Origin of the sequence: Bacillus sp. RC242, from assembly GCF_044908245.1 — a bacterium.
Classification (GTDB): domain Bacteria; phylum Bacillota; class Bacilli; order Bacillales; family Bacillaceae_G; genus Bacillus_A; species Bacillus_A mycoides.
Window position 1 is genome coordinate 361923 of record NZ_JBIYCZ010000004.1, and the last position, 25207, is coordinate 387129.

27 protein-coding genes and 1 tRNA gene are annotated in these 25207 nt (G+C 38.9%); 19 read left to right on the top strand and 9 right to left on the bottom strand.

Annotation, left to right across the window (positions count from 1 at the left end):
- From ABH957_RS10885 to ABH957_RS10895, 3 genes are all read left to right on the top strand, one after another.
- A complete protein-coding gene (locus ABH957_RS10885; RefSeq protein WP_404454585.1) occupies positions 1-954 on the top strand; it encodes a gluconeogenesis factor YvcK family protein in 954 nt (317 codons plus the stop codon).
- 88 nt (positions 955-1042) lie between these two features.
- Positions 1043-1993 carry a DNA-binding protein WhiA gene (gene whiA, locus ABH957_RS10890; RefSeq protein WP_002016082.1) on the top strand — a complete coding sequence of 317 codons (951 nt, stop codon included), beginning with the start codon at positions 1043-1045 and terminating at the stop codon, positions 1991-1993.
- 23 nt (positions 1994-2016) lie between these two features.
- The gene (locus tag ABH957_RS10895) at positions 2017-2265 is read left to right on the top strand and encodes an HPr family phosphocarrier protein (protein WP_002016081.1); all 249 of its coding nucleotides are present in this window, start codon (positions 2017-2019) and stop codon (positions 2263-2265) included.
- A 372-nt stretch (positions 2266-2637) separates the two neighbouring features.
- On the opposite strand, the gene clpP is transcribed toward ABH957_RS10895, so the two are convergent.
- From clpP to ABH957_RS10935, 8 genes are all read right to left on the bottom strand, one after another.
- Positions 2638-3219: an ATP-dependent Clp endopeptidase proteolytic subunit ClpP gene (clpP, locus tag ABH957_RS10900; protein ID WP_001049163.1), complete on the bottom strand. Its 582-nt coding sequence runs from the start codon at positions 3217-3219 to the stop codon at positions 2638-2640.
- Between the two features lie 240 nt (positions 3220-3459).
- Positions 3460-4329, bottom strand: coding sequence for a DUF421 domain-containing protein (locus ABH957_RS10905; RefSeq protein ID WP_002016080.1), 870 nt, complete (start codon positions 4327-4329; stop codon positions 3460-3462).
- Positions 4330-4349: 20 nt separating this feature from the next.
- The gene (locus ABH957_RS10910; RefSeq protein ID WP_002034728.1) at positions 4350-4556 is read right to left on the bottom strand and encodes a DUF1657 domain-containing protein; all 207 of its coding nucleotides are present in this window, start codon (positions 4554-4556) and stop codon (positions 4350-4352) included.
- Positions 4557-4565: 9 nt separating this feature from the next.
- Entirely contained in the window at positions 4566-4916 is a 351-nt protein-coding gene (spoVAE, locus tag ABH957_RS10915) for a stage V sporulation protein AE (protein ID WP_000575919.1), read from the bottom strand.
- On the bottom strand, positions 4913-5929 hold the full coding sequence (spoVAD, locus tag ABH957_RS10920) for a stage V sporulation protein AD (protein ID WP_000938981.1): 1017 nt from the start codon (positions 5927-5929) through the stop codon (positions 4913-4915). Before spoVAD ends, spoVAE begins: the two co-directional genes overlap by 4 nt.
- Positions 5930-6406 carry a stage V sporulation protein AC gene (gene spoVAC, locus ABH957_RS10925; RefSeq protein WP_002129887.1) on the bottom strand — a complete coding sequence of 159 codons (477 nt, stop codon included), beginning with the start codon at positions 6404-6406 and terminating at the stop codon, positions 5930-5932.
- A 28-nt stretch (positions 6407-6434) separates the two neighbouring features.
- Positions 6435-6923, bottom strand: coding sequence for a YhcN/YlaJ family sporulation lipoprotein (locus ABH957_RS10930; RefSeq protein WP_003192317.1), 489 nt, complete (start codon positions 6921-6923; stop codon positions 6435-6437).
- A gap of 107 nt (positions 6924-7030) precedes the next feature.
- Positions 7031-7237 carry a DUF1657 domain-containing protein gene (locus tag ABH957_RS10935; RefSeq protein WP_000216167.1) on the bottom strand — a complete coding sequence of 69 codons (207 nt, stop codon included), beginning with the start codon at positions 7235-7237 and terminating at the stop codon, positions 7031-7033.
- A 912-nt stretch (positions 7238-8149) separates the two neighbouring features.
- On the opposite strand from ABH957_RS10935, the gene ABH957_RS10940 reads away from it, so the two are divergent.
- From ABH957_RS10940 to eno, 11 genes are all read left to right on the top strand, one after another.
- Positions 8150-8350 (top strand): hypothetical protein, encoded by a 201-nt coding sequence (locus ABH957_RS10940; RefSeq protein WP_002129884.1) that lies wholly within the window; start codon positions 8150-8152, stop codon positions 8348-8350.
- Between the two features lie 285 nt (positions 8351-8635).
- A tRNA-Arg gene (locus ABH957_RS10945) sits at positions 8636-8711 on the top strand.
- A 400-nt stretch (positions 8712-9111) separates the two neighbouring features.
- Positions 9112-9378: a hypothetical protein gene (locus ABH957_RS10950; RefSeq protein ID WP_404511186.1), complete on the top strand. Its 267-nt coding sequence runs from the start codon at positions 9112-9114 to the stop codon at positions 9376-9378.
- Positions 9379-9888: 510 nt separating this feature from the next.
- Positions 9889-11196, top strand: a complete 1308-nt coding sequence (gene rpoN / locus ABH957_RS10955) for an RNA polymerase factor sigma-54 (RefSeq protein ID WP_404491652.1) — start codon at positions 9889-9891, stop codon at positions 11194-11196.
- A gap of 9 nt (positions 11197-11205) precedes the next feature.
- The gene (locus tag ABH957_RS10960) at positions 11206-11451 is read left to right on the top strand and encodes a glutaredoxin family protein (RefSeq protein ID WP_002159911.1); all 246 of its coding nucleotides are present in this window, start codon (positions 11206-11208) and stop codon (positions 11449-11451) included.
- 135 nt (positions 11452-11586) lie between these two features.
- Positions 11587-12615 (top strand): gapA transcriptional regulator CggR, encoded by a 1029-nt coding sequence (cggR, locus tag ABH957_RS10965; RefSeq protein WP_002089545.1) that lies wholly within the window; start codon positions 11587-11589, stop codon positions 12613-12615.
- Between the two features lie 26 nt (positions 12616-12641).
- Entirely contained in the window at positions 12642-13646 is a 1005-nt protein-coding gene (gap, locus tag ABH957_RS10970; protein WP_002016071.1) for a type I glyceraldehyde-3-phosphate dehydrogenase, read from the top strand.
- Positions 13647-13785: 139 nt separating this feature from the next.
- Positions 13786-14970: a phosphoglycerate kinase gene (locus ABH957_RS10975; protein WP_002016070.1), complete on the top strand. Its 1185-nt coding sequence runs from the start codon at positions 13786-13788 to the stop codon at positions 14968-14970.
- A 32-nt stretch (positions 14971-15002) separates the two neighbouring features.
- The gene (gene tpiA / locus ABH957_RS10980; protein WP_002159914.1) at positions 15003-15758 is read left to right on the top strand and encodes a triose-phosphate isomerase; all 756 of its coding nucleotides are present in this window, start codon (positions 15003-15005) and stop codon (positions 15756-15758) included.
- Entirely contained in the window at positions 15755-17284 is a 1530-nt protein-coding gene (gpmI, locus tag ABH957_RS10985) for a 2,3-bisphosphoglycerate-independent phosphoglycerate mutase (protein ID WP_002144920.1), read from the top strand. Before tpiA ends, gpmI begins: the two co-directional genes overlap by 4 nt.
- A gap of 30 nt (positions 17285-17314) precedes the next feature.
- Positions 17315-18610, top strand: coding sequence for a phosphopyruvate hydratase (gene eno, locus ABH957_RS10990; RefSeq protein WP_000103948.1), 1296 nt, complete (start codon positions 17315-17317; stop codon positions 18608-18610).
- Between the two features lie 50 nt (positions 18611-18660).
- On the opposite strand, the gene ABH957_RS10995 is transcribed toward eno, so the two are convergent.
- On the bottom strand, positions 18661-19611 hold the full coding sequence (locus ABH957_RS10995) for a nucleoside hydrolase (protein ID WP_404454575.1): 951 nt from the start codon (positions 19609-19611) through the stop codon (positions 18661-18663).
- 284 nt (positions 19612-19895) lie between these two features.
- Between ABH957_RS10995 and ABH957_RS11000 the strand changes: the two genes are divergently transcribed.
- From ABH957_RS11000 to rnr, 5 genes are all read left to right on the top strand, one after another.
- Positions 19896-20273: a CidA/LrgA family holin-like protein gene (locus ABH957_RS11000; protein ID WP_199674426.1), complete on the top strand. Its 378-nt coding sequence runs from the start codon at positions 19896-19898 to the stop codon at positions 20271-20273.
- Positions 20270-20962, top strand: coding sequence for an LrgB family protein (locus tag ABH957_RS11005; RefSeq protein WP_404442048.1), 693 nt, complete (start codon positions 20270-20272; stop codon positions 20960-20962). The genes ABH957_RS11000 and ABH957_RS11005 overlap by 4 nt, the downstream gene beginning before the upstream one ends.
- A gap of 96 nt (positions 20963-21058) precedes the next feature.
- Entirely contained in the window at positions 21059-21292 is a 234-nt protein-coding gene (gene secG, locus ABH957_RS11010) for a preprotein translocase subunit SecG (RefSeq protein ID WP_002016062.1), read from the top strand.
- A gap of 161 nt (positions 21293-21453) precedes the next feature.
- Positions 21454-22194, top strand: coding sequence for an alpha/beta hydrolase (locus ABH957_RS11015; RefSeq protein WP_162836430.1), 741 nt, complete (start codon positions 21454-21456; stop codon positions 22192-22194).
- Between the two features lie 222 nt (positions 22195-22416).
- Entirely contained in the window at positions 22417-24843 is a 2427-nt protein-coding gene (gene rnr / locus ABH957_RS11020; protein ID WP_404511199.1) for a ribonuclease R, read from the top strand.
- The last annotated feature ends 364 nt before the right edge of the window (positions 24844-25207 follow it).

Here is a 25207-nt window from a genome sequence, read left to right on the forward strand (position 1 = left end):
ATGAAAAAAGAGAGAAAACCTAAAATTGTTATCATGGGAGGTGGAACTGGACTTTCTGTTTTATTAAGGGGATTAAAACAATATCCTGTTGATATTACAGCAGTTGTAACAGTAGCCGACGATGGAGGCAGTTCAGGTAGACTACGTGATGAGCTAGAAATTCCACCTCCAGGTGATATTCGTAACGTACTTGTTGCGTTATCGGATGTAGAACCATTAGTGGAGGCTTTATTTCAGCACCGTTTTACAACTGGAGACGGACTGAAAGGGCATGCGTTAGGAAATTTATTGTTGGCAGGTATGACTTCGATTACAGGAGACTTTTACCACGCGATTACGGAAACGAGTAAAGTATTAAATGTCAGAGGACGTGTATTACCAGCAGCGAATCAAAGTGCGGTACTTCATGCAGAATTAGAAGATGGAGAAATTGTAACAGGTGAATCAAAGATTCCTCATTTCGGGAAGAAGATTAATCGTGTCTTTTTAACTCCAGAAGATGTAGAACCGTTATGTGAAACGTTGACGGAAATTAAACGAGCTGATTTGCTTGTTTTCGGTCCAGGAAGTCTGTACACAAGTATATTACCGAATTTAGTTGTTAACAAAATTGGAGACGCTGTTCTTGCTGCAAAAGCGAAGAAGGTATATGTATGTAATGTTATGACGCAAGCGGGCGAAACGAAGGGTTATACTGCGTTTGATCATGTGCAGGCGTTACATGATCATTTAGGTAAACCATTTATCGACACTGCGATTGTAAATAATCGTGATATTCCTCGTGAATTACGTAATTTATATGAGGAAGAAATGTCGGAACCAGTTGCACTGGATACAAATCGTTTTGCTGAACATAATATCGAAATCATTCAAGATCGATTAGCGAAATATGATGATCGTGTTGTAAGACATGATACATTAAAGTTAGCTTCTATTTTATATTCATTGTTATAAAAGTGCGTTGCCTCATTTGAGGTAACGCTCCTCATTCATATAGGACAAGATTTTTGTTCCAAAGTAATAGTATAAGGAGGTGTTGACTGTGTCATTTGCATCAGAAACAAAGAAAGAGTTGACCAACCTTGAAATGAAGGAATGCTGCGAGAAATCAGAATTATCGGCGTTGCTTCGAATGAACGGATCGCTTTCTTTTTCAAACCGTCGCCTATCTATCGATATTCAAACGGAAAATGCAGCAATTGCAAGAAGGATTTATACGCTTTTGAAAAAAGGATATGATGTGACGGTAGAATTACTTGTTCGTAAAAAAATGCGATTGAAGAAAAATAATGTATATATCGTGCGGCTTGTTGAGAAGTCTCGCGAAATATTAGCAGATCTTCACATTGTTCGAGATGACTTTTCGTTTATTCGAAATATATCGCAGGAATTAATCGAGAAGAAATGTTGTAAACGATCGTATTTACGCGGTGCATTTTTAGCAGGTGGTTCAGTAAATAACCCAGAAACATCATCTTATCATTTAGAGATCTTTTCGTTATATAAGGAACATAATGATTCTATATGTGAACTGATGAACGGATTTGATTTAAATAGTAAGACGTTGGAAAGAAGAAAAGGGTACATTACGTATTTGAAAGAAGCTGAAAAAATTACAGAGTTTTTAAATATTATAGGTGCTCATAATGCACTTTTAAGATTTGAAGATATTCGAATTGTTCGCGATATGCGTAATTCAGTAAATCGTTTAGTTAACTGCGAAACAGCTAATTTAAATAAAACAATTGGTGCAGCGCTAAGGCAAATTGAGAACATCCGCTATATTGATGAGACGGTTGGGCTTGATATTTTGCCAGATAAATTAAGAGAAATTGCACAGTTACGAAGAGATTATCAAGATGTAACATTGAAAGAGTTAGGTGAGATGGTATCCGGGGGGAAAATTAGTAAATCGGGTATTAATCATCGTTTGCGTAAAATCGATGAAATTGCAGAGAAATTACGCGCGGGGGAAACAGTAGCAAAAAAATAAAAGGTTAAAGGGGAAATGGAGCTGTGGTTCAAAAATTGGTTAAAGTGGCATTAAAAAACGGCTTACAAGCACGTCCGGCTGCGTTGTTTGTACAAGAGGCAAATCGCTTTCATGCGGATATCTTCATCGAGAAAGATGGAAAGACAGTGAATGCAAAGAGCATAATGGGGATTATGAGCTTAGCAATCGGAACTGGTAGCATGATTACAATCACAACAGAAGGTTCAGATGCAGAAGAGGCTTTGGAAGCATTAACTGCATATGTACAATAAAGGGTTATCGCGAATGTGCGATAGCTTTTTTTATTTTTCTGTTTGTGGGGTGCGTGGTTGGTGTGGTAACGAATGATCGGTGGGTATATAGCTGGTTCGCGCTTGTCGGAAATTGTCGGTAAGTCGATAAGTTGTGGTCGATAAAATTGAAAAATCACCGATATATTGGATTAGATACTAGGTGGGATATGTGCTACCCTTGTACATAATAAAAAAGCGCCCTGTAGTAGGGCGCTTCCGCTTTTAGTTGTATCCAGCTCCAGCGGCTAGAGCAGTCGGTCGTTTCGCCCCTTCATTCGAGGCAAAAAGCGCCTCGGAATCAGGGGTTCCAACTTCCTCCTGTTCTAAACGAGCCGCTTCCGCTTTTAAGTATTAACGATTTGTAAAGATCTTATCGATTAAGCCGTATTCTAGAGCTCTTTCTGCTGTCATGAAGTTGTCGCGGTCTGTGTCGCGTTGTAGAACTTCAAGTGGTTGACCTGTGCGGTCAGCAAGAATTTGGTTTAATTTTTCACGTAAGAATAGGATACGTTTTGCAGCGATTTCGATTTCAGTCGCTTGACCTTGTGCTCCGCCAAGTGGTTGGTGAATCATAACTTCACTGTTTGGAAGTGCATAACGTTTTCCTTTTTCACCTGCTGCAAGTAAGAATGCACCCATAGATGCAGCCATACCGATACAGATTGTTGATACTTGTGGTTTAATAAACTGCATTGTATCGTAAATTGCCATACCAGCTGTGATAGAACCACCAGGGCTGTTGATATAGATGTGAATATCTTTTTCTGGATCTTGAGATTCCAAGAATAAAAGCTGGGAAACGATTGAGTTTGCTACGTTGTCATCAATTGCGCTACCAAGCATAATGATGCGATCCTTTAATAGTCGAGAGTAAATATCGTAAGCGCGTTCTCCACGATTTGTTTGTTCAATTACTGTAGGAATTAAATTCATCTGTTATTTCCTCCTTTAAAAGCTTTCTTAGTCTTATAATACAATTATGGTCAATGAAGGTCAAACGAAACCACTTTAAATCAAAAAATATGTAGTTGTATCATGATTTATTCGCTATGTTTTTAAAATTCCCTGCTTATGTATCTTCAACATCATAACCGAATTACATAAATTTAAACGTGATTAATGGTGTGGAAAAGGCAAAAGAACGCCTTTTGTATAGAAGCGTTCTTTCATTTTTTATTCTTTTAACAGATAGGTTACTTTATTTAAGATTTTCTCGATTTGTTTTGCGTTTTTACTATACATATCACTCGCTGATTTTGATTTCGTTTCTAAAGAGAATAATTCAAGATCAGCATTGCATTTCTTTAAGGATGCTAATAATAAAGGCTTGTTTTGAGGAGAAGGCATTTGGAGTTTATCATTATAGATGTCGATAGTAAGTTGTCCGTATGAATCAACTTGACCAAGAAAGACATTTTCAATGACAACACCGAGTTTTTCTAGCTCAGAATGTAACCAAGCGCGATTATGTCCGCTAGCAGAAAGAGGTTCATCTAGTACATTTCCATCCATAATAACAGTTTGCGGTTCTTTTTCGTTTGGCACTTTTAAGCTGATATCTTTTGCTGTAAGTGGTTGGCGATCTTTCTTTAATAATACATTTAATTCACCGCTCGGTTCTAGTACAGCAAATTCAACATCAGCTACGCTGAACGCATTTTTTCCTCTGAGAAGCTCAAGTAATTCATCACTTGTATACTTTTCTTTCTTTAAATTATCTTCAAGTATTTTGCCATCTTTTATTAATACGGTAGATTTTCCTTCAAAAAAATCTCGAGCTGTTTTGTTCTTTAAAGAGAGGATTCCAGTGAAAAAAGGTACCACAGCGAAAATGAGTATCGCAAAGACGCCGTGGAAAAATTTTGAATCAAGCCCTGTAGATACTTGGGCAGCGATGTCACCGATTGTCATTCCGGCTATGTATTCAAAAAAGGAGAGCTGAGAGATTTGTCTTTTTCCTAACCATTTCGTAATAGCGAATAAAATAATTAATATGAATACAGAGCGAAGAATGACAAGTGTCCATTCCGGCAGGTGAGACATAGTCATTTCCTCCAGTCTACTTAAAACCCTTTATATTGAGGTTCTTCACGTTCTAATACTGAAACTCTATTCTGTAAATCGGTGATGATGCTGTCCATTTCTAACATACATTCATGAAATACACGTTTTGATTCCGCGTCCTGTGAATTTAGTGAAAGGGAGCTTAAACTTGCTTGAGCGCCCCTTACACTGGCAAGGCAGGTTTTAACGCTAGCGATAACTGTCATACGAACACCTTATCCTTTCGGTTTGAATAGCAATGCTCCAATGAAGCCGAAAATAATGGCAGCTGATACACCAGCACTCGTTACTTTAAACATACCGGTAATAACGCCGACGATGCCATGTTTGGCTGCTTCCTCCATCGCGCCATGAACGAGGGCATTACCGAAACTTGTAATAGGTACAGTTGCGCCAGCGCCTGCAAAGTCTATTAATGGTTCATACAGATTGAATCCATCTAATATAGCTCCAGCAACAACGAGTGTTGCCATCGTATGAGCGGGGGTTAGTTTGCCGACATCAAACATAAGCTGTCCGATTACGCATATGAGTCCACCAATGACGAAAGCCCAGAAAAAAATCATTGCGTTGCACCTCCAAATTCAATCGAAACAGCGTGAGCGATACACGGAATCGTTTCTTCTTGTTGGAATGTAAGTGGAGATAGTAAAGCGCCTGTCGCAACGACAAGTATTTTTTTGAATTCTCCTCTTTTCATTCGGTTTAATAAATGTCCGTATACGACTGTTGCTGAACAGCCTGGACCACTTCCACCAGCTATGACAGGTTGACCTTCTCTATAAATGATGATTCCGCAATCTTGAAATTGCTCGCTCTTTACCTTTGTTCCATGTTTATGTAGTAGGTCGTAAGCGATTTCGCGACCGACATGTCCAAGGTCACCTGTTACGATTAAGTCGTAATAAGAGGCGTCAATTTGTCGTTCGCGTAAATGAGCTTCAATCGTATCGACAGCAGCTGGGGCCATCGCACCACCCATATTAAAAGGATCTGTTAGTCCCATATCAATAACTCGTCCAATGGTGGCCGATGTTACTTGTGGACCATATCCAGTGTCGCTTAAAATAGCCGCGCCTGCACCGGTCACTGTCCACTGAGCCGTAGGAGGTTTTTGACCACCATATTCAGTTGGATAGCGGAATTGTTTTTCTACCGCAGCGTTATGACTTGATGCCCCAGTTAATAAATACTTTGCACCTTTTGCATTTACGATACTTGCACCGAGTGCTAAGCCTTCCATAGAGGTAGAACAGGCGCCGAATAAACCGAGATAAGGTGTTCCGAGTGTGCGGCATGCAAAGCTCGTTGGAGTTATTTGGTTAATTAAATCCCCTGCGAGTACGAATTGAATATCGTCTTTACGGAGCTTTGCCTTTTCGGTAGCGCGGCTACAAGCTTCTTCAAATAAAATTTTATGCGCCTTTTCGTAAGAATCTTGTCCGAGCCATAAATCTTCATGCAGGGTATCGAAGTCTTCAGGAATTTTTCCATTTGCCTCAAATGGGCCACCGACTACACCTGTTGAGATGATAACTGGTTTGTTTTCGAATACCCATGTTCGGTGTCCTTGTAACATTTACAGCCCTCCCCATTGAAAGAGAATCGTTTTAATAAGAGCGATGACGAAAGCGGAAAATACGCCAAATAAGATGACCGATCCTGCTAGTTTAAACATGTTACCACCAACGCCGAGAACGAATCCTTCTGTACGGTGTTCAATACATGCGGCAATAACAGAGTTACCAAATCCAGTAACGGGAACGGCGGTACCAGCACCAGCAAATTGCCCAAGGCGATCGTAGACGCCAAATCCCGTCAGTAGCATGGAGATAAAAATAAGAGTTGCAACGGTAGGGTTCCCGGCAGATCTTTCAGTGAAATCAAAGTACGTAATATAAAAGGTGGAAATCAGTTGGCCTATTAGACAAATTAGTCCCCCGACGAAAAAAGCTTTCATACAATTTTTTAAAACGGGGCGCTTCGGTTCGCGCTGTTGTTCGAATTTTTTATATTCTTGTTGCACAGGTGTTAAATTTTTATCTTTACTAGACATTTGAATCCTTCCTTCTCTTTTAGAAAACTTAAATATTAGATCCCATTTCTGATTGAATGAGTTTCAATTGATCTTTAATGCCATCCTTGCTTATTTTCTTGTTCTTAATTTTGTTTTCAAGTTCTTCTATGAGCATAAAAATCTTTTTGTCTGTACTTACACGAATATCGAAAGTAGGGTTTTCATCACTTAGCTTCTTTTTTAATTTACTTCGTAAAGGTTTTAAACCAAATCTTTCGTGATGTTCAGGTTTAACGGCTATGTAAAGATCTAAATTTGTATTAACTGCGGTAGCTTCTATAATTCCCTCCATAGCAAGAGCTTTTTTCTTAGCGTCTTGCGATATAGATTGATTAAAGGATTCTGTACTCATTTTTGTTAATTTAGGGCCCTTTTTCTCATCTGCCCGCTTAGCTTCTTCTTTCTTTACTTTTTTATCTAACGGGCTATTATCACATCCGGTAAGTGAACCGAATAGGAGCATAAATAACGCGGTTATGATTCCAAGTTTTCGCATTATAATCATTCCATTTCTATTGCAGTATGTAATGTGAGAGAAAAAGGATGATTGCATATCATCCTTTTTCTCAAATTGTGTACCATTAGATGAAATGGCACTTTTGGTTATTGCTGTGTGTATTGTGGTTCTTCTTGCTGGACTTCTTCAACACGCGGGTTTAAAGAATCGATAATTGTTTGTGTTTGTTGCGCAGCTGTTTGGAAAAGTTGCTTAGCTTGTTGGTTATCCGTATCAAGAGCGAATCCCTCTAAGCTAGCTTGTGCACTTTTTAATCCAGAAACAGTTTGCTTTAGTTTTGTAATTACAGTCATTGAATGAAGCCCCCTTTGGAATATCAATTCAAAGATTATAATTTGTGGGTTTGGGTGAATTTATGATTGGAAAATTTAGGTTTTTGAAGTTGAAGCTTTGATTCAAGCGTCAATGAATTCTTTGTTATAGTGGCGCTTTATAAGATGGAAGAGGATGATATGTAATTCATGATGTAGGTATGTTACCTGTTGAAGATTAAAAAGTAACTGAAAATTACATGAGGTTAAATTTCTGGTTATTCACAAAAAACATATCGATAAAATATATATATTTCTATTATTGTAGTTATTTTCAATTTAAAATAAAATTTTCTTGTATAGTAAAAAAAAGGATGTGTTCAGTTTTAAAAAAATAATATCTTCATTATCTTATTCGTTCAATCGAAGTCATTCACGAAAGAAGAACGTTATTAAATCAACGTTTCTTTTAATGCATAAAACATTTACGAATTGTTTTGTTCATCGAAAGTCTTGCGAATTCTTTTAAATCAACGTTTAGAAGAGAAAGTCGAAAGTAACAAAAGTCATTTATGTTGTATTCGTCATTCATCAAAATGAATACGCTATTCACCACAAGCCAACCCAAACGAAAATTTTCCGAACCCTCCAAGCCACCCCGCTGAGCCGTCGCAGGAGTCCTTTAGAGATAGTATTTTTGATTTTTGAATCAGGGGGTTGATCTCTCGCGAAGTCCTGACGCAGCCCAGCGAATTGTCTTTTACCCAATTCTCGCCGAGTTTCTACTATCAAAGAAAATAACGTTTCTAATGCGATTGGGCAGCCGTTATCGGAACTTACCCCCGACAGTGTGTTAAAATTAATCGAAGCGGAAAACGAGGATCTCCAATTGACTGGACGTGTAATCGGTTGGACAGTTTAAGAGAGTTGTATAAAAAGGGAGATGGCGCAAAGATGGTGAGATCAAAAGAGAATGATTTAACGGAGAAATTGGCAGAAGGTCACCGAGAATATGGTGACGGCAACTTTACAGTACAGAACATCGGTGATGAAACTAACCCGAATTGGACTGTCGTAAAAAATGTGAGGAAGGGATCGGCAGGCATTCGTGAAGGGGAAGATATATTTAGCCTGCGATCAAAATATATAAAATAGTGCGGAGATGGGCGGGCATCACTTCGCCTGTCTTTTTTTTATAGACTATATGCGTTCTATTTCGATTTAAGTAGATTAAGGGGGAACGAAAGAAGGAAAACTGCGCGCTAAAGCTAGTGTAGAAGAGGTTTTTATGCTTGCGTATTAGGTTAGCGTCAGGATATAATATCCATATGTAAAGAAGCGAACGTCTACGTGTTGGTGTTCGTATCCTACGTTTAACTTTCGGTAAGAACAAGTCGGGAGAAGACGGAGGCAAACCGTTGATATTATCGTAATAATCATGCGCCCATAGCTCAGTCGGATAGAGCGGTGGTTTCCGGTACCACGTCTGCCGGGGGTTCGAATCCCTCTGGGCGCGTTATGTATTGTTGTTGTGATGTGTTCTATTTAAAAGTATTGAGTAAATAGCACATAATAGCGTGAAGAACGTGTTGAAAATTAATAGTAAATCTAAAGAAACCCCTTGTATGTGATTAGAAATAATCGTGTATAGGGGGTTTTTCGTTATGAAAAGAATTAAAGAGTGAAATGCAATTCAAATCAGAACAGATTTTAGCACTAAAAGAAATTGTAACGAGATATATTGCACAAGCGTATTGTTAAGTTGCTGAACGAAAATATGACACGTAAGATAGTAGTGATTCACAAAGCAATAGGGACAGGCTAGCCGTCTTTGCCAGTAAGCTGAAGTTTAATAAAAGTGATCATCTTTCGTTGGCATTATCGGACTTTCTTGACCGTTATGAAGGAGAAGAAGAATGAAAAAAGGTTCTCGCAAGCTATTTGAAATAAAATCGTTTCTTACATGTATTGAAGAAGAGGAGTGCGGAGAAAAGGTCTATTATGTAACGATGGAACATCACAACAGTAGTGTGACTCGTCACAAGATAACGAAAGATGATGCATTCGAAATGTTAGTTGCGTATGCAAAAGGAATACCTGAAATCATGGAGGGCTTCATGGAAGGTGAAAATTTCAATGAAGTTTATAAGATAACGGCATCGCTAGGTATTTATTGCAGTTAAGTAAAAAGTACATGTCATAAATGTTGTTCACTTGTAAGAATAGACCCTGGAAAAATAACTCAGAGGTAATCCAAGTCACAATTCGAAAATTACACAAAGCAGATAAACAAGAAAGTATCTTTATAGCAAATCGCAACGCTGTGAATTTGGTGCGTGTGGTACTCGTAGAGGATACGAACGGAATTAATCTATCAAATGAAAATGCGACAATGGTGAAGAAACGTATAATATTCGATATGTACTCGCCATTGTAAAAAAGGTCTGAACTTACAAGTATAAGTTCAGACCTTTTTTTATTATCACTTGTTATATCTGATGATAAGATTTACTATTAGTATGTGGTAATAAATTTTATGCGTTATTATTTTCTTTCAATATTATTCAAATTTCGGTTGTAAGATCTAAATCTCATTAATACATATAAATTAATAATATTTTGGAATGGGTGTCTGCGTGAGGATTCTCCTTTTACCAAACTTATTGTACAATAGAAACAAGGGGGAGATTAGTTTGAAGGCAAGTCTTTTACAAGAACAAAGCTTACGTTTGGCAATGACACAAGAGTTAAGGCAAGCGATTACAATGCTCCAGTATAATGTACAAGAATTATCGGAGTTTTTGTATGAGCAATCGTTAGAGAATCCCCTTATTGAGTTAGGTGGTTTTGAGAGGGAGAAGAAAAAGAGCTCTAACACAAGTAAAAGTACCCGCAAACAAGTCGAGAATCAAATGGAAATCTACAGTGTGGATTCTACAACGATTCAGCAACATTTATTAAATCAACTACAGTATTATAAAATAGATGAAGAAGAGCGAAAAGCAGCTTCTTTCATTATTATGAACATGGATGGAAATGGCTATTTACAAGAAACAAATGAAGAGTTATCAGAGCTTCTTTCTGCGCCAATTGATGTAGTGGACTGTTCCGTGGAGCTTGTTCAATCGTTAGAGCCAGCAGGGGTAGGTGCGCGTAATATTCAGGAATGTCTATCAATTCAATTGAAGCGCTTACAAAGGAGAAATGGTTTAGCGGAAGAAATTATAGATGATCATTTTAATTATTTCGTTAAGAAAGATTGGCGAAAGCTCGTTCAGGTGTTGAAGTGTACCAACGAGGAATTACAGGATGCGGTGAACTGTATTACATCATTACAGCCGAAACCAGGTCTTGCATTTTCTTCTGATAAGCCACTTTATATCGTGCCTGATATGGCGGTGAAAAAAGATGGTGATCATCTCGTTTTACAGATGAATGAGAGAAATATGCCAAGAATTGAAATTCACTCTGAGTATAGTGCGTTACTAAATAATAGTGAAAGTGAAGTGGCTTCTTACGTATCGGAGAAGTATCAGCATGTGCAATGGATTATGCGCAGTTTGAAACAGAGAAAACAAACACTCTTACAAGTGATGAATATTATTATGGAAAAACAGCATGATTTCTTCTGGAGAGGTCCAGAGTATTTAAAACCACTTGCTTTAAAAGAGGTGGCGGAAGAGTTAGGTGTGCATGAGTCTACAATTAGTCGTGCAACGCGTAATAAATATGTGCAAACGCCGCACGGTTTATTTGAGATGAAATCGTTCTTTAGTAATTCTATTTCTACGACGGAAGATGAGGCGGTTTCTACAAAGCGTGTGAAACAATTCATTCAAACACTTGTTGGAGCAGAAAATAAGAAAAAGCCACTTTCGGATCAAAAGATTTCAAAATTATTAGAAGAAGAGCATGAAATCGTTATTTCTCGCAGAACGGTTGCGAAATATAGAGAACAAATGCATATTCCTGCTTCGTCTCTAAGAAAAACAATTGGATAGGTGAAGAAGATGAAAGTTGTACTATATACAAAAAAAGATTGTGGTCTTTGCGAAAAGGCGAAACAAGTTTTAAAGGAAGTACAATATGAATATTCTTTTCAAATTGAGGAAATAGATATATATGAAGATAATGACCTTTTAGAGAAATACCATCTAATGATTCCTGTTGTAGAAATAGGCGGAAGACAAGTAGAATATGGTAACATTCACAAAGGTGTCATAATAAACTATATAAACAATGCAGTTAAGAGTTGAATAAGTTTCTGTCTCCTGTTACAATAATACACGTAGCAGGGATTATTTTTTTAACCTAAGTGGGACGCAAAATGTCACTACGGGACATAAAGTGACCACGAAGGAAAATGAACCGATGCAGTGAGGAGAAAAGATATGCGCTCATGGATTCAGAACACAAAAAAATTATTACCTGATCTGCTACCTGTTATGCAAACGAGAATGCAAGTGCTTCAGTACATTAGGCTTATGCAGCCGATTGGAAGAAGAAACTTATCTGCAAGTCTCGGTATGACAGAACGAGTATTGCGAAGTGAAGTTCAAGTTTTGAAAGAACAAAACTTAGTTCACGTCGCTTCTTCTGGAATGACTTTGACAGAAGAAGGAACAGCTTTAGTTCTTGCTTTGGAAGACTTTATGAAAGAAATTTCCGGGTTAAAGGTTTTAGAAAAACAACTTAAGGAAACATTAGACTTGGATGAAGTTTTCGTTGTCCCTGGTGATAGTGATGAATCACCTTGGGTCAAACTGGAGATGGGCCGTGCTTGTGTGACTTGTATAAAAGACCGTCTGACAGTGAATAATATCGTTGCTGTGGCTGGAGGAACTACGCTAGCTGCTGCTGCGGACATGATGCAACTTGATTGCAAAGATTTACATATGCTATTTGTCCCAGCACGTGGTGGAATTGGAGAAGGTGTCGAGTTAGAAGCCAATACCATTTGCGCCAAAATGGCACAAAATACGATGAGTAATTATCGCTTATTGTATGTTCCAGATCACGTTAGTAGCGAAGCATATGCATCTATTGTAACAGAGCCCTCCGTGAAAGAAGTTCTTGAGTTGATTCGATCTTCCAATATCGTCATTCATGGAATCGGTGATGCGTTAACAATGGCACGTCGCAGAAATACTTCAGAAGCAGATTGGTTAAAGATTCAGGCAAGCGAAGCAGTTGGCGAAGCTTTCGGTTACTACTTTAATGAACAAGGAAATGTTGTTCATAAAGTAAGAACAGTTGGTATGCAACTTGAAGATTTACAACATGTATCTCACGTTGTCGCAGTCGCTGGAGGTTCTTCAAAAGCAAAAGCAATACAGGCTGTAATAAAGCAAGGGCACACTTCAATTCTAATTACAGATGAAGGTGCAGCAAAACAATTAACAAAGGGTATTACCCTTTAATATAATCCCCCAAGGAGGAAATTTAAATGACTAAAATTGGTATTAATGGATTTGGACGTATCGGACGTAACGTATTCCGCGCAGCTCTTAACAACTCTGAGGTAGAAGTAGTAGCAATCAACGACTTAACAGATGCTAAAACATTAGCTCACCTTTTAAAATATGATACAGTTCACGGAACTTTAAATGCAGAAGTATCTGCTAACGAAAACAGCATCGTTGTTAACGGTAAAGAAATTAAAGTTATCGCTGAGCGTGACCCAGCTCAATTACCATGGAGCGACTACGGAGTAGAAGTAGTAGTAGAATCTACTGGCCGTTTCACTAAAAAATCAGACGCTGAGAAACACTTAGGTGGATCAGTTAAGAAAGTTATCATCTCAGCTCCAGCTTCTGACGAAGATATCACTGTAGTTATGGGTGTTAACCACGAACAATACGATGCAGCTAACCACAACGTAGTATCTAATGCTTCTTGTACTACAAACTGTCTAGCTCCATTCGCTAAAGTATTAAACGAAAAATTCGGCGTAAAACGCGGAATGATGACAACAATTCACTCTTACACTAACGACCAACAAATCTTAGACTTACCACACAAAGATTTACGTCGTGCTCGTGCAGCAGCTGAAAACATGATCCCAACATCTACTGGTGCTGCTAAAGCTGTAGCATTAGTATTACCAGAACTTAAAGGTAAATTAAACGGCGGCGCTGTACGTGTTCCAACTGCTAACGTTTCTCTTGTTGACTTAGTTGTTGAACTTGACAAAGAAGTAACAGTTGAAGATGTAAACGCAGCATTCAAAGCAGCTTCTGAAGGCGAATTAAAAGGTATCCTTGGATACAGCGAAGAGCCATTAGTATCTATCGACTATAACGGATGTACAGCTTCTTCTACAATCGATGCATTATCTACAATGGTAATGGAAGGTAACATGGTTAAAGTACTTTCTTGGTACGATAACGAAACTGGTTACTCTAACCGCGTAGTAGACCTAGCTGCATACATGACTTCTAAAGGTCTTTAATTCTTAAGTATATAAGTAATCAATGACAAAACGAGGGAGAGGGTTTGTTCCCTCTCTCTCTTCTTTCGTTTTAGAAGCAAATGTGTTAAGCTTTTGAATGGGTTTTGTCAATCCTAACTAGTAGTCGGAGGGAAATCCAATGAACAAAAAATCAATTCGTGACGTAGATTTAAAAGGTAAGCGTGTATTTTGCCGCGTTGATTTCAACGTACCTATGAAAGAAGGCAAAATTACAGATGAAACTCGTATCCGTGCAGCTCTTCCTACAATTCAATATTTAATAGAGCAAGGTGCGAAAGTAATTTTAGCAAGTCATTTAGGCCGTCCAAAAGGTCAAGCAGTAGAAGAATTACGTCTTACTCCAGTAGCAGCACGTTTAGGCGAGCTTCTTGGTAAAGATGTTAAAAAAGCGGACGAAGCATTCGGACCAGTTGCACAAGAAATGGTTGCAGCAATGAACGAAGGCGACGTATTAGTTCTTGAAAACGTACGTTTCTATGCGGGCGAAGAAAAGAACGATGCAGAACTTGCGAAAGAATTTGCAGCTCTTGCTGATATCTTCGTAAACGATGCATTCGGTGCAGCTCACCGTGCTCATGCTTCTACAGCAGGAATCGCAGACTACCTACCAGCAGTATCTGGTTTATTAATGGAAAAAGAGTTAGATGTATTAGGTAAAGCACTTTCTAACCCAGAACGTCCATTCACAGCTATCATCGGTGGTGCGAAAGTAAAAGATAAAATCGGTGTAATTCGTCATCTATTAGACAAAGTAGATAACTTAATCATCGGTGGCGGACTTGCTTACACATTCGTTAAAGCATTAGGTCATGAAATTGGTCTATCTCTATGTGAAAACGACAAAATTGAACTAGCTAAAGAATTTATGCAACTTGCAAAAGAAAAAGGCGTAAACTTCTATATGCCAGTTGATGTTGTAATCACAGAGGAATTCTCTGAAACTGCAACAACTCAAATCGTTGGTATCGACTCTATCCCTTCTACATGGGAAGGCGTGGACATCGGTCCTAAAACACGTGAAATTTATGCAGATGTAATTAAAAACTCTAAGCTTGTTGTATGGAATGGACCAATGGGTGTATTCGAAATGACTCCATTCGCAGAAGGTACAAAAGCAGTAGGGCAAGCATTAGCAGATGCAGAAGATACATACTCTGTTATCGGCGGTGGTGACTCCGCAGCAGCTGTTGAAAAATTCGGTATGGCTGATAAAATGAGCCACATTTCTACTGGCGGCGGTGCGTCATTAGAATTCATGGAAGGTAAAGAGCTTCCAGGTGTAGTTTGTCTTAACGACAAATAAGTAGCAGCCAAAGAAAAAGGACGGTGCAAAGCATGCGTAAACCAATTATCGCAGGTAACTGGAAAATGAATAAAACTCTAGCTGAAGCAGTTAGCTTCGTAGAGGAAGTTAAAGGTCAAATCCCAGCAGCTTCAGCTGTTGATGCAGTAGTTTGTTCGCCAGCTCTATTCTTAGAGCGCTTAGTAGCAAAGGCTGAAGGAACTGACTTACAAGTAGGTGCACAAAACATGCACTTCGAAAAAAATGGTGCATTCACTGGCGAAATTAGCCCAGTAGCACTTAGCGACTTAAAAGTAGGCTACGTAGTACTTGGCCACTCTGAGCGTCGTGAAATGTTTGCTGAAACAGACGAGTCAGTAAATAAAAAGACTCTTGCAGCATTTGAACATGGTTTAACACCAATCGTTTGTTGTGGTGAGACTTTAGAAGAGCGCGAAAGCGGAAAAACATTTGATCTAGTAGCGGGTCAAGTAACAAAAGCACTTGCAGGTTTAACAGAAGAGCAAGTTAAAGTAACTGTTATCGCTTATGAGCCAATCTGGGCTATCGGTACAGGTAAATCTTCTTCTTCTGCAGATGCAAATGAAGTATGTGCGCACATCCGTAAAGTTGTTGCAGAAGCTGTTTCTCCAGAAGCTGCAGAAGCTGTTCGTATTCAATACGGCGGTAGCGTAAAACCAGAAAACATTAAAGAGTATATGGCACAATCTGACATCGACGGCGCTTTAGTTGGCGGTGCTAGCTTAGAGCCTGCTTCGTTCTTAGGTCTTCTGGGGGCGGTAAAATGAGAAAGCCAACAGCTTTAATCATTCTTGATGGTTTCGGACTACGTGAAGAAACTTACGGGAATGCTGTAGCACAAGCTAAGAAACCTAATTTTGATGGTTACTGGAACAAATTCCCTCACACAACGCTTACAGCTTCTGGTGAGGAAGTAGGTCTTCCAGCAGGTCAAATGGGTAACTCAGAGGTTGGTCACTTAAATATCGGTGCTGGCCGCATCGTATATCAAAGCTTAACACGCGTAAACGTTGCAATTCGTGAAGGTGAGTTCGATCAGAACGAAACTTTCCAAAATGCAATTAAAAGCGTGAAAGAAAAAGGTACTGCTCTTCATTTATTCGGTTTACTTTCTGATGGTGGTGTGCACAGTCACATGAACCATATGTTTGCTCTTCTTCGCTTAGCAGCAAAAGAAGGTGTGGAGAAAGTATATATCCATGCATTCTTAGATGGCCGCGATGTTGGACCACAAACAGCAAAAGGTTATATCGATGCAACAAATGAAGTAATTAAAGAAACAGGAGTAGGACAATTCGCGACTATCTCTGGTCGTTATTACTCCATGGACCGTGACAAGCGTTGGGATCGCGTAGAAAAATGTTACCGTGCTATGGTGAATGGTGAAGGCCCTACTTATAAATCAGCAGAAGAGTGTGTAGAAGACTCTTATGCAAATGGTATCTATGATGAATTCGTATTGCCGTCTGTAATTGTTAACGAAGATGACACGCCAGTTGCAACAATCAATAATGATGATGCAGTTATCTTCTATAACTTCCGTCCAGACCGTGCAATTCAAATTGCTCGTGTATTTACAAACGAAGACTTCCGTGAGTTCGATCGTGGTGAAAAAGTACCTCACATTCCTGAATTCGTTTGTATGACACATTTCAGTGAAACTGTAGATGGTTACGTGGCATTCAAGCCAATGAACCTTGATAACACATTAGGTGAAGTTGTTGCGCAAGCGGGATTAAAGCAACTTCGCATCGCGGAAACTGAAAAGTATCCGCACGTTACATTCTTCTTTAGCGGTGGTCGTGAGGCTGAATTCCCAGGAGAAGAGCGTATTTTAATTAACTCACCGAAGGTTGCAACGTATGACTTGAAACCTGAAATGAGCATTTATGAAGTAACGGACGCTTTAGTAAATGACATCGAAAATGATAAACATGATGTTATCATTCTTAACTTTGCAAACTGTGATATGGTTGGCCATTCTGGGATGATGGAACCAACAATTAAAGCAGTAGAAGCAACTGACGAATGTTTAGGAAAAGTTGTAGAAGCAATTCTTGCAAAAGATGGTGTAGCACTTATTACTGCTGACCATGGTAATGCCGATCAGGAGTTAACTGCTGAAGGTGGACCAATGACAGCTCATACAACTAACCCGGTTCCTTTCATCGTTACAAAAAATGATGTAGAGCTTCGTGAAGGTGGTATTTTAGGAGATATCGCCCCAACAATGCTTACTCTTTTAAATGTGGAACAACCGAAAGAAATGACAGGTAAAACAATTATTAAATAATTTGCTTATATAAAAAGGAGAGAATTTATTATGTCAACAATTATTGATGTTTATGCTCGCGAAGTCCTTGACTCTCGTGGTAACCCAACTGTAGAAGTAGAAGTTTACACAGAAAGCGGCGCATTCGGACGCGCTATCGTACCAAGTGGTGCATCTACTGGTGAGCACGAAGCAGTAGAATTACGTGACGGTGACAAATCTCGTTACCTTGGTAAAGGTGTTCTTAACGCAGTAAACAACGTTAACGAAGCAATCGCTCCAGAAATCGTTGGTTTCGACGTAACTGACCAAGCTGGTATCGACCGTGCTATGATCGAATTAGATGGCACTCCAAACAAAGGTAAACTAGGTGCTAACGCTATCCTTGGTGTATCTATGGCAGTAGCTCACGCAGCAGCTGACTTCGTAGGTCTTCCATTATACCGTTACCTTGGTGGATTCAATGCAAAACAATTACCAACTCCAATGATGAACATCATCAACGGTGGTTCTCACGCTGATAACAACGTTGACTTCCAAGAGTTCATGATCTTACCAGTTGGTGCTCCAACATTCAAAGAATCAATCCGTATGGGTGCTGAAGTATTCCATGCACTTAAAGCTGTATTACATGACAAAGGTCTTAACACTGCAGTAGGTGACGAAGGTGGATTCGCTCCAAACCTTGGTTCTAACCGTGAAGCATTAGAAGTAATCATCGAAGCTATCGAAAAAGCTGGTTACAAAGCTGGCGAGAACGTATTCTTAGGAATGGACGTTGCTTCTTCTGAGTTCTACAACAAAGAAACTGGTAAATATGACCTTGCAGGCGAAGGCCGTACTGGCTTAACTTCTGCAGAAATGGTTGATTTCTACGAAGAGCTTTGCAAAGACTTCCCAATCATCTCTATTGAAGATGGTTTAGACGAAAACGACTGGGATGGTCATAAATTATTAACTGAGCGTATCGGTGATAAAGTACAATTAGTTGGTGACGATTTATTCGTAACTAACACTCAAAAACTTGCTGAAGGTATCGAAAAAGGTATCTCTAACTCAATCTTAATTAAAGTTAACCAAATCGGTACTTTAACTGAGACTTTCGAAGCAATCGAAATGGCTAAACGTGCTGGTTACACAGCAGTTGTATCTCACCGTTCTGGTGAAACTGAAGATGCTACAATCGCTGACATCGCAGTTGCAACTAACGCTGGACAAATCAAAACTGGTTCTATGAGCCGTACTGACCGTATTGCTAAGTACAACCAATTATTACGCATCGAAGACGAACTAGGCGAAATCGCTGTTTACGATGGTATCAAATCTTTCTACAACATCAAACGATAATTGTAGAAAATAACGACAGACCGTGAGAAATCACGGTCTGTTTTTTTATGCTAAAATTGTTCGTCTGTCATAAGTGACATGAAGTATTTAAAGAAGAGATTATAATCAAAATCTATAGCAATTTGCTGTGAGGGCCGATTGACGAATGGGCTTGATCCTACTAAAGAGCGGAAATCACCGATGCTTACTCCTTGAGCGTAAGATTCGGTCATGACGGTAATTGGTGATTTGTAGTAGGTAAACATAGAATTATCAAGTAAAGCTAATATCGGTAGCGTGTCATGAAAAGGGCAGCCTTTTAATTGTGGTAAAATTTTTTCGTAATATCCATAGTAGTAATGATCGAATAGAGGTTTGACGAGAGAAGCCTTTCCTTTCGCCTCAATATATTCAGCCATGTCAGGTGTAACGATGGAATACTGCGTTACATTTAACGGGTATATGTACATGTTGGATGCGGATTGTAATACAATGTTAGCCGCGATTGGATCACCATAAAAATTCGCTTCTGATACGGGAGTTACATTACCTGGGTGCAAAAAGGAACCACCCATTACATAATAAGATTTAATTTGCTGCATTAAGTTTTTATATAAAATAAATAAAATAGCTAGGGAAGTGAGTCGCCCTAAACTTACAATGATTAGTTCGTCTTTATACTGCTCGATAAGAGGGATAACTTCAAAGAAATTCTCCATTTCTCCGTTTTGTAACTTTTCATTTGGGATGATTGGTCCTAATCCTTTTTTACCGTGAACATCGGTAAAAAAAGCAGGTGGACATCCATTGAGAGGACGTTCTGAACCACCAAATATTTTTATATCTCTATTTATTGATTTTTGTTTAAGAAAATGAGCATTTTGTACGGCCATTTCTTTTGGAACATTGCCGTAATCAGCGACAATCCCAACGATGTCAATTTCATCGATAAAGAATGCGAGGAGGAGGGCTATCGTATCGTCGATTCCAGGGTCACAAAAAATGAGAACTTTTTTAGACATATGTTCACCACCTATCTTTATATATATGTGTGCTAGAGAGAAGGCAGAATGAAAATGGAGTTAAGGGTTTTATTTTATTGAAATAATAACCATAAAAATTCAGAAAATATAAACTTTATATATTAGGTCAAGGTTTTTGACGTAAATTACATTCGGAAACGCAGTCATATCAAGGGTGTAAGCGTATAATATAGTGGATTTTCGTTGTTGATTTGATAAATTGCAGGTTTTTACAATTTATACTATGATAAGGATATTAACAGAAGATCGTATAAACATGAGGGATGATGAACATGAAACTTACAAAGATTCTTGTCCAAATTGCTGCTCTTTATGTATTTTATATGGTTGGAAATTGGGTGCAAGAAATGTTGAATATTCCGATTCCGGGAAGTTTGATTGGTATGTTCCTCCTACTTGTTTTACTTAGCCTAAAAGTACTTCCAGTGAAATGGTTTGATTTAGGAGCAGAAACACTCGTTGCTATTATGCCGTTTTTATTAATTCCGCCAACGCTTGGCTTAATGAATTACGGTGCTTTTTTTATGAGTAAAGGAATTTCTCTTTTCATTACAGTTGTAGCGAGTACGTTTTTAATTATTATTGTCGCAGGACATACAGGACAATATCTTGCGAATAGAAAGGAAAAAGAGACACAATGAGCCAAATATTAATCGGAATCGGTTGGGTTCTTTTTACGGTGCTATTATATCAATTATCTAAAAAAATCTACGGATTATTTCCAACGCCATTTACCATTCCAATGCTTGTTGCAACAGGATTAATGGCTTTCTTATTTATAGTGCTTGATATACCATATCAAAATTATATGGAAAGTGGTGGTGGCTGGATTGCGAAGCTACTCGGACCAGGTGTTGTAGCATTTGCAATCCCGCTTTATAAACAACGTCATGTTCTGCAAAAATATGTTGTACCAATTGCTGGTGGTGTATTAGTAGGTACAACAGTTGCTATTGCAAGTGATTTTGCTATCGCCACACTTATGGGAACAGATAAAAGCTTAATTTTATCTTCTTTACCAAAATCAGTGACAATGCCAGTTGCGATGAGTGTATCTGAACAAGTTGGTGGTGTCCCGTCCTTAACAGCAGCATTCGTCGTTATCGCAGGGATTACTGGAACGATTTCAGGACCAATTTTATTAAAATGGAGCCGTGTTACAAACTCAGTTGGTAAAGGGATTGGCTTTGGATGTGCGTCTCATATTATGGGTGTTATGAGAGCGATGAAAAATAATGAGCATGAAGGTGTTATTGGATCGGTAACAATGACATTAACAGCAATTTTGACATGTTTGCTCGGACCGTTATTCGCAATGGTGTTTATGTAATAGAAGAAAAGCGAGAGCGACACTATAGGCTCTCGCTTTTCTATAGGATTTATGCTAACATTTAAACTAACTGAATCTTTGTAGGAGGTACGCCAAGTGCATACGTTATTATCAGTTTTACTTATTATTGTATCGATTTTAATGATTGTTATGGTACTTATGCAGTCTAGTAATAGCTCAGGCCTTTCAGGCGCTATTTCAGGTGGTGCAGAGCAATTGTTTGGTAAGCAAAAAGCACGTGGAATTGAAGCGGTATTAAACCGTGTTACAGTTGTCTTAGCTGTACTATTCTTCGTACTAACAATTGGTGTTACGTACTTAAATTTATAAAATTAAAAGAAGAAGCGTTAGCGGATTATGCTAATGGTTCTTCTTTTTTTGATTTGTTATTCAAAAAAAGTTTCTAATTAGATTATAGAATTATAAATATGGTACACTAAGAATAGAAAGAATACGACTAGATTACAGAAGAGAAAGAGGAGAAGTACATGATGAAATTAGCATCTCCGAAACCATTTACATTTGAAGGTGGAGACCGCGCTGTTTTATTATTACATGGATTCACAGGGAACTCAGCTGACGTACGCATGCTAGGGCGTTTCTTAGAGAAGAAAGGCTATACTTGTCATGCGCCAATTTACAAAGGACACGGTGTACCACCAGAAGAGCTTGTTCATACAGGCCCTGAAGACTGGTGGAAAGATGTAATGAATGCCTACCAGCATTTAAAAGATCAAGGTTACGAGAAAATAGCTGCGGTTGGATTATCATTAGGCGGAGTATTCTCATTAAAACTTGCTTATACATTACCGATTTTAGGTGTTGTACCAATGTGTGCACCGATGTACATTAAAAGTGAAGAAATTATGTACCAAGGTATATTGGCATATGCCCGCGAATATAAAAAGCGTGAGCAAAAATCACCAGAACGAATTGAGCAGGAAATGTTTGAATTTAAACAGACACCAATGAATACATTAAAAGCATTACAGGAGTTGATTCGTGACGTACGCAATAATGTTGATATGATTTATGCTCCAACATTCGTTGTACAAGCACGTCATGATGAGATGATTAATACAGATAGTGCTAACATTATTTATAACGGTGTAGAATCTACGTTAAAAGACATTAAATGGTATGAAGACTCTACGCATGTCATTACACTTGATAAAGAACGTGATGTGCTACATGAGGATGTATATAACTTCTTGGAGCAACTAGATTGGTAAGGTCTAGTTGCCTCTTTTTTTCATAAGGGAATTTTTATCCCGCTATTTGTGGGCTAATAATCAGTGGGGACGGACAAAAAACCACTGGTTAAAGTTACACTTTATGAAAGCTGTAAAAAATCATTGGGAGATGATTAAAGTTTCACTTTATACATCCCCCATCTTTCGGATACACTAAATAATATAAGGGTTTAAAGGAGGTATTTCTGCTTGGAAGAAATCATGCAAGAACATATTGATAAGTTGTTATTATTTATGAGGGAAGAAGCGTATAAACCGTTAACGATACAAGAATTAGAATCGGCATTTGGAATCGAAGGCTCTGAGGGCTTTAAAGATTTCGTAAAGGCACTTGTAATGATGGAAGAGAAGGGGCTTGTTATCCGCACACGTAGTAACCGCTACGGTCTTCCAGAAAAAATGAATTTAGTACGCGGTAAATTAATTGGGCACGCACGTGGTTTTGCGTTCGTTGTTCCAGAAGAGAAGAAAACTGGAGATGATGATCTTTTCATTCCACCCACAGAATTAAACGGCGCACTTCATGGTGATACAGTATTAGCACGTGTTAGCTCACAATCAAGTGGATCACGCCCAGAAGGTACAATCGTTCGTATTTTAGAGCGTGGAACGAAAGAATTAGTTGGTACATATACAGAATCGAAGAACTTTGGGTTTGTTATACCTGATAATAAGCGTTGGACAAGTGATATTTTCATCTTGAAAAGCGCATCAATGGGCGCTGTAGAAGGCCATAAAGTAGTTGTGAAAATTACGAGTTATCCAGAGAATCGTTTAAGTGCGGAAGGTGAAGTTATTCAAATTCTAGGTCATAAAAATGACCCAGGGGTAGATATTTTATCTGTTATTCATAAACATCATTTACCTTTAGCGTTCCCTGAAGAGGTGATGGAGCATGCAAACAGTGTACCAGAAACGATTTCAGAAGAAGATATAAAAGATCGCCGTGATTTACGTGATCAAATGATTGTTACAATTGACGGTGCAGATGCAAAAGACTTAGATGATGCTGTTACAGTAACGAAGCTTGAGAACGGTAACTATAAGCTTGGCGTTCATATTGCGGATGTAAGTCATTACGTTCAAGAAGGTTCTCCAATTGATGTTGAAGCGGCAGAGAGAGCAACGAGTGTATATCTTGTAGACCGTGTAATTCCGATGATTCCGCATCGTTTATCAAACGGTATTTGTTCATTAAATCCGAAAGTAGACCGTCTGACACTATCTTGTGAAATGGAAATCAACAATCTAGGCGATGTTGTAAAACACGAGATTTTCCAAAGTGTAATTAAAACGACAGAGCGTATGACGTATGCTGACGTAAGAAGCATTTTAGAAGATGAAGACGAAGCGCTAATTGAACGCTACGAGCCGCTAGTACCAATGTTTAAAGAAATGGGGCAGTTAGCACAAATTTTACGTGAAAAACGTATGCGCCGTGGTGCGATTGACTTTGACTTTAAAGAAGCGAAAGTACTAGTAGATGAAGAAGGAAAACCGACTGATGTTGTAATGCGTGATCGTTCTGTATCAGAGAAGTTAATTGAAGAGTTTATGCTTGTTGCGAACGAAACAGTAGCGGAGCATTTCCACTGGATGAACGTACCGTTTATGTACCGTGTCCATGAAGATCCGAAAGAAGATAAGCTTGAGCGTTTCTTCGAGTTTGTAACAAACTTCGGATATGCAGTAAAAGGACGTGCGAATGAAATACACCCTCGTGCATTGCAGCAAATTCTTGAAATGGTTCAAGGTCAGCCGGAAGAAATAGTCATTTCAACAGTTATGCTTCGTTCTATGAAGCAAGCACGTTACGATTCGAACAGCTTAGGACATTTTGGTTTATCAACTGAGTTCTACACGCATTTCACATCGCCAATTCGTCGTTACCCAGATACGATTGTTCATAGATTGATTCGTGAATACATCATTAATGGTAAAGTAGACAACGAAACGCAAGCGAAATGGCGTGAAAACTTACCTGAGATTGCAGAGCACTCTTCTAATATGGAACGCCGCGCTGTTGAAGCAGAGCGTGAAACAGATGAAATGAAAAAAGCAGAGTATATGGTTGATAAGATTGGCGAAGAGTATGACGGTATGATTAGCTCTGTAACAAACTTCGGTTTATTCGTAGAGCTTCCAAATACAATTGAAGGTCTTGTACACGTTAGCTATTTAACAGATGATTACTACCGTTATGACGAAAAACATTTTGCGATGATTGGGGAACGTACAGGTAACGTATTCCGCATCGGTGACGAAATTACAATTCGTGTTATTAACGTAAATAAAGACGAGCGCGCAATCGACTTTGAAATCGTTGGCATGAAAGGCACACCTCGTCGTAAGTTCAAAGATCGTCCAGTTGTGATTGAACAGCCAAGAACAGGCAGAAAGAAACGCGGTGGACGTAGCGAACGTAGTAATGAGCGCGGTGGTGAACGCGGCACAGGAAGAAAGTTTGATCGTGGTGGACAAGGAAAAGCATCAGCATCTGCATCCACATCCGCTAGTCAGCCAGGGAAAAAAGATGGTAATGGTAATGGTAATGGTAATGGTAAGAAGAAAAAAGGATTCTTTGAAAATGTACCAGGATTCAAGAAGAAAAAGAAAAAGCGCAAGTAAGAAAAGAGTGGCTTCGCCTTACATTCTGAGCGAGCCACTTTCGCTTTTTGTTGTAAGCTAGCTACAGTGGCTAGAATGTTTGGCGGCTTCGCTTCTTCCCAGGAGGCAAAGAGCGCCTCAAGGTCAGAAGCTCCATCCACCTTACATTCTGAGCGAGCCACTTTCGCTTTTTATTGTAATCCAGCTACAGTGGCTAGAATCTGTTGGTCATTTCACTCCCTCGGACGAAGCAAAAAGCGCTTCTCTGTCAGGAGTTCCAATGTCCAAAGATTCTGAGCGAGCCACTTTCGCTTTTTATTGTAATCCAGCTACAGTGGCTAGAATCTGTTGGTCATTTCACTCCCTCGGACGAAGCAAAAAGCGC

Excerpts from the sequence above, each read along its gene's own strand:
- gap (WP_002016071.1), top strand. The coding sequence starts at position 12,642 with ATGACTAAAATTGGTATTAATGGATTTGGACGTATCGGACGTAACGTA.
- gpmI (WP_002144920.1), top strand. The coding sequence starts at position 15,755 with ATGAGAAAGCCAACAGCTTTAATCATTCTTGATGGTTTCGGACTACGT.
- spoVAE (WP_000575919.1), bottom strand. The coding sequence starts at position 4,916 with ATGATTTTTTTCTGGGCTTTCGTCATTGGTGGACTCATATGCGTAATC.
- ABH957_RS10935 (WP_000216167.1), bottom strand. The coding sequence starts at position 7,237 with ATGACTGTAATTACAAAACTAAAGCAAACTGTTTCTGGATTAAAAAGT.
- ABH957_RS10975 (WP_002016070.1), top strand. The coding sequence starts at position 13,786 with ATGAACAAAAAATCAATTCGTGACGTAGATTTAAAAGGTAAGCGTGTA.
- spoVAD (WP_000938981.1), bottom strand. The coding sequence starts at position 5,929 with ATGTTACAAGGACACCGAACATGGGTATTCGAAAACAAACCAGTTATC.
- ABH957_RS11000 (WP_199674426.1), top strand. The coding sequence starts at position 19,896 with ATGATGAACATGAAACTTACAAAGATTCTTGTCCAAATTGCTGCTCTT.
- rnr (WP_404511199.1), top strand. The coding sequence starts at position 22,417 with ATGCAAGAACATATTGATAAGTTGTTATTATTTATGAGGGAAGAAGCG.
- cggR (WP_002089545.1), top strand. The coding sequence starts at position 11,587 with ATGCGCTCATGGATTCAGAACACAAAAAAATTATTACCTGATCTGCTA.
- ABH957_RS10885 (WP_404454585.1), top strand. The coding sequence starts at position 1 with ATGAAAAAAGAGAGAAAACCTAAAATTGTTATCATGGGAGGTGGAACT.
- ABH957_RS10910 (WP_002034728.1), bottom strand. The coding sequence starts at position 4,556 with ATGACAGTTATCGCTAGCGTTAAAACCTGCCTTGCCAGTGTAAGGGGC.
- tpiA (WP_002159914.1), top strand. The coding sequence starts at position 15,003 with ATGCGTAAACCAATTATCGCAGGTAACTGGAAAATGAATAAAACTCTA.
- ABH957_RS10950 (WP_404511186.1), top strand. The coding sequence starts at position 9,112 with ATGAAAAAAGGTTCTCGCAAGCTATTTGAAATAAAATCGTTTCTTACA.
- ABH957_RS10960 (WP_002159911.1), top strand. The coding sequence starts at position 11,206 with ATGAAAGTTGTACTATATACAAAAAAAGATTGTGGTCTTTGCGAAAAG.
- ABH957_RS10930 (WP_003192317.1), bottom strand. The coding sequence starts at position 6,923 with ATGCGAAAACTTGGAATCATAACCGCGTTATTTATGCTCCTATTCGGT.
- ABH957_RS10995 (WP_404454575.1), bottom strand. The coding sequence starts at position 19,611 with ATGTCTAAAAAAGTTCTCATTTTTTGTGACCCTGGAATCGACGATACG.
- eno (WP_000103948.1), top strand. The coding sequence starts at position 17,315 with ATGTCAACAATTATTGATGTTTATGCTCGCGAAGTCCTTGACTCTCGT.
- ABH957_RS11015 (WP_162836430.1), top strand. The coding sequence starts at position 21,454 with ATGAAATTAGCATCTCCGAAACCATTTACATTTGAAGGTGGAGACCGC.
- spoVAC (WP_002129887.1), bottom strand. The coding sequence starts at position 6,406 with ATGTCTAGTAAAGATAAAAATTTAACACCTGTGCAACAAGAATATAAA.
- ABH957_RS11005 (WP_404442048.1), top strand. The coding sequence starts at position 20,270 with ATGAGCCAAATATTAATCGGAATCGGTTGGGTTCTTTTTACGGTGCTA.
- ABH957_RS10905 (WP_002016080.1), bottom strand. The coding sequence starts at position 4,329 with ATGTCTCACCTGCCGGAATGGACACTTGTCATTCTTCGCTCTGTATTC.
- ABH957_RS10940 (WP_002129884.1), top strand. The coding sequence starts at position 8,150 with ATGGTGAGATCAAAAGAGAATGATTTAACGGAGAAATTGGCAGAAGGT.
- clpP (WP_001049163.1), bottom strand. The coding sequence starts at position 3,219 with ATGAATTTAATTCCTACAGTAATTGAACAAACAAATCGTGGAGAACGC.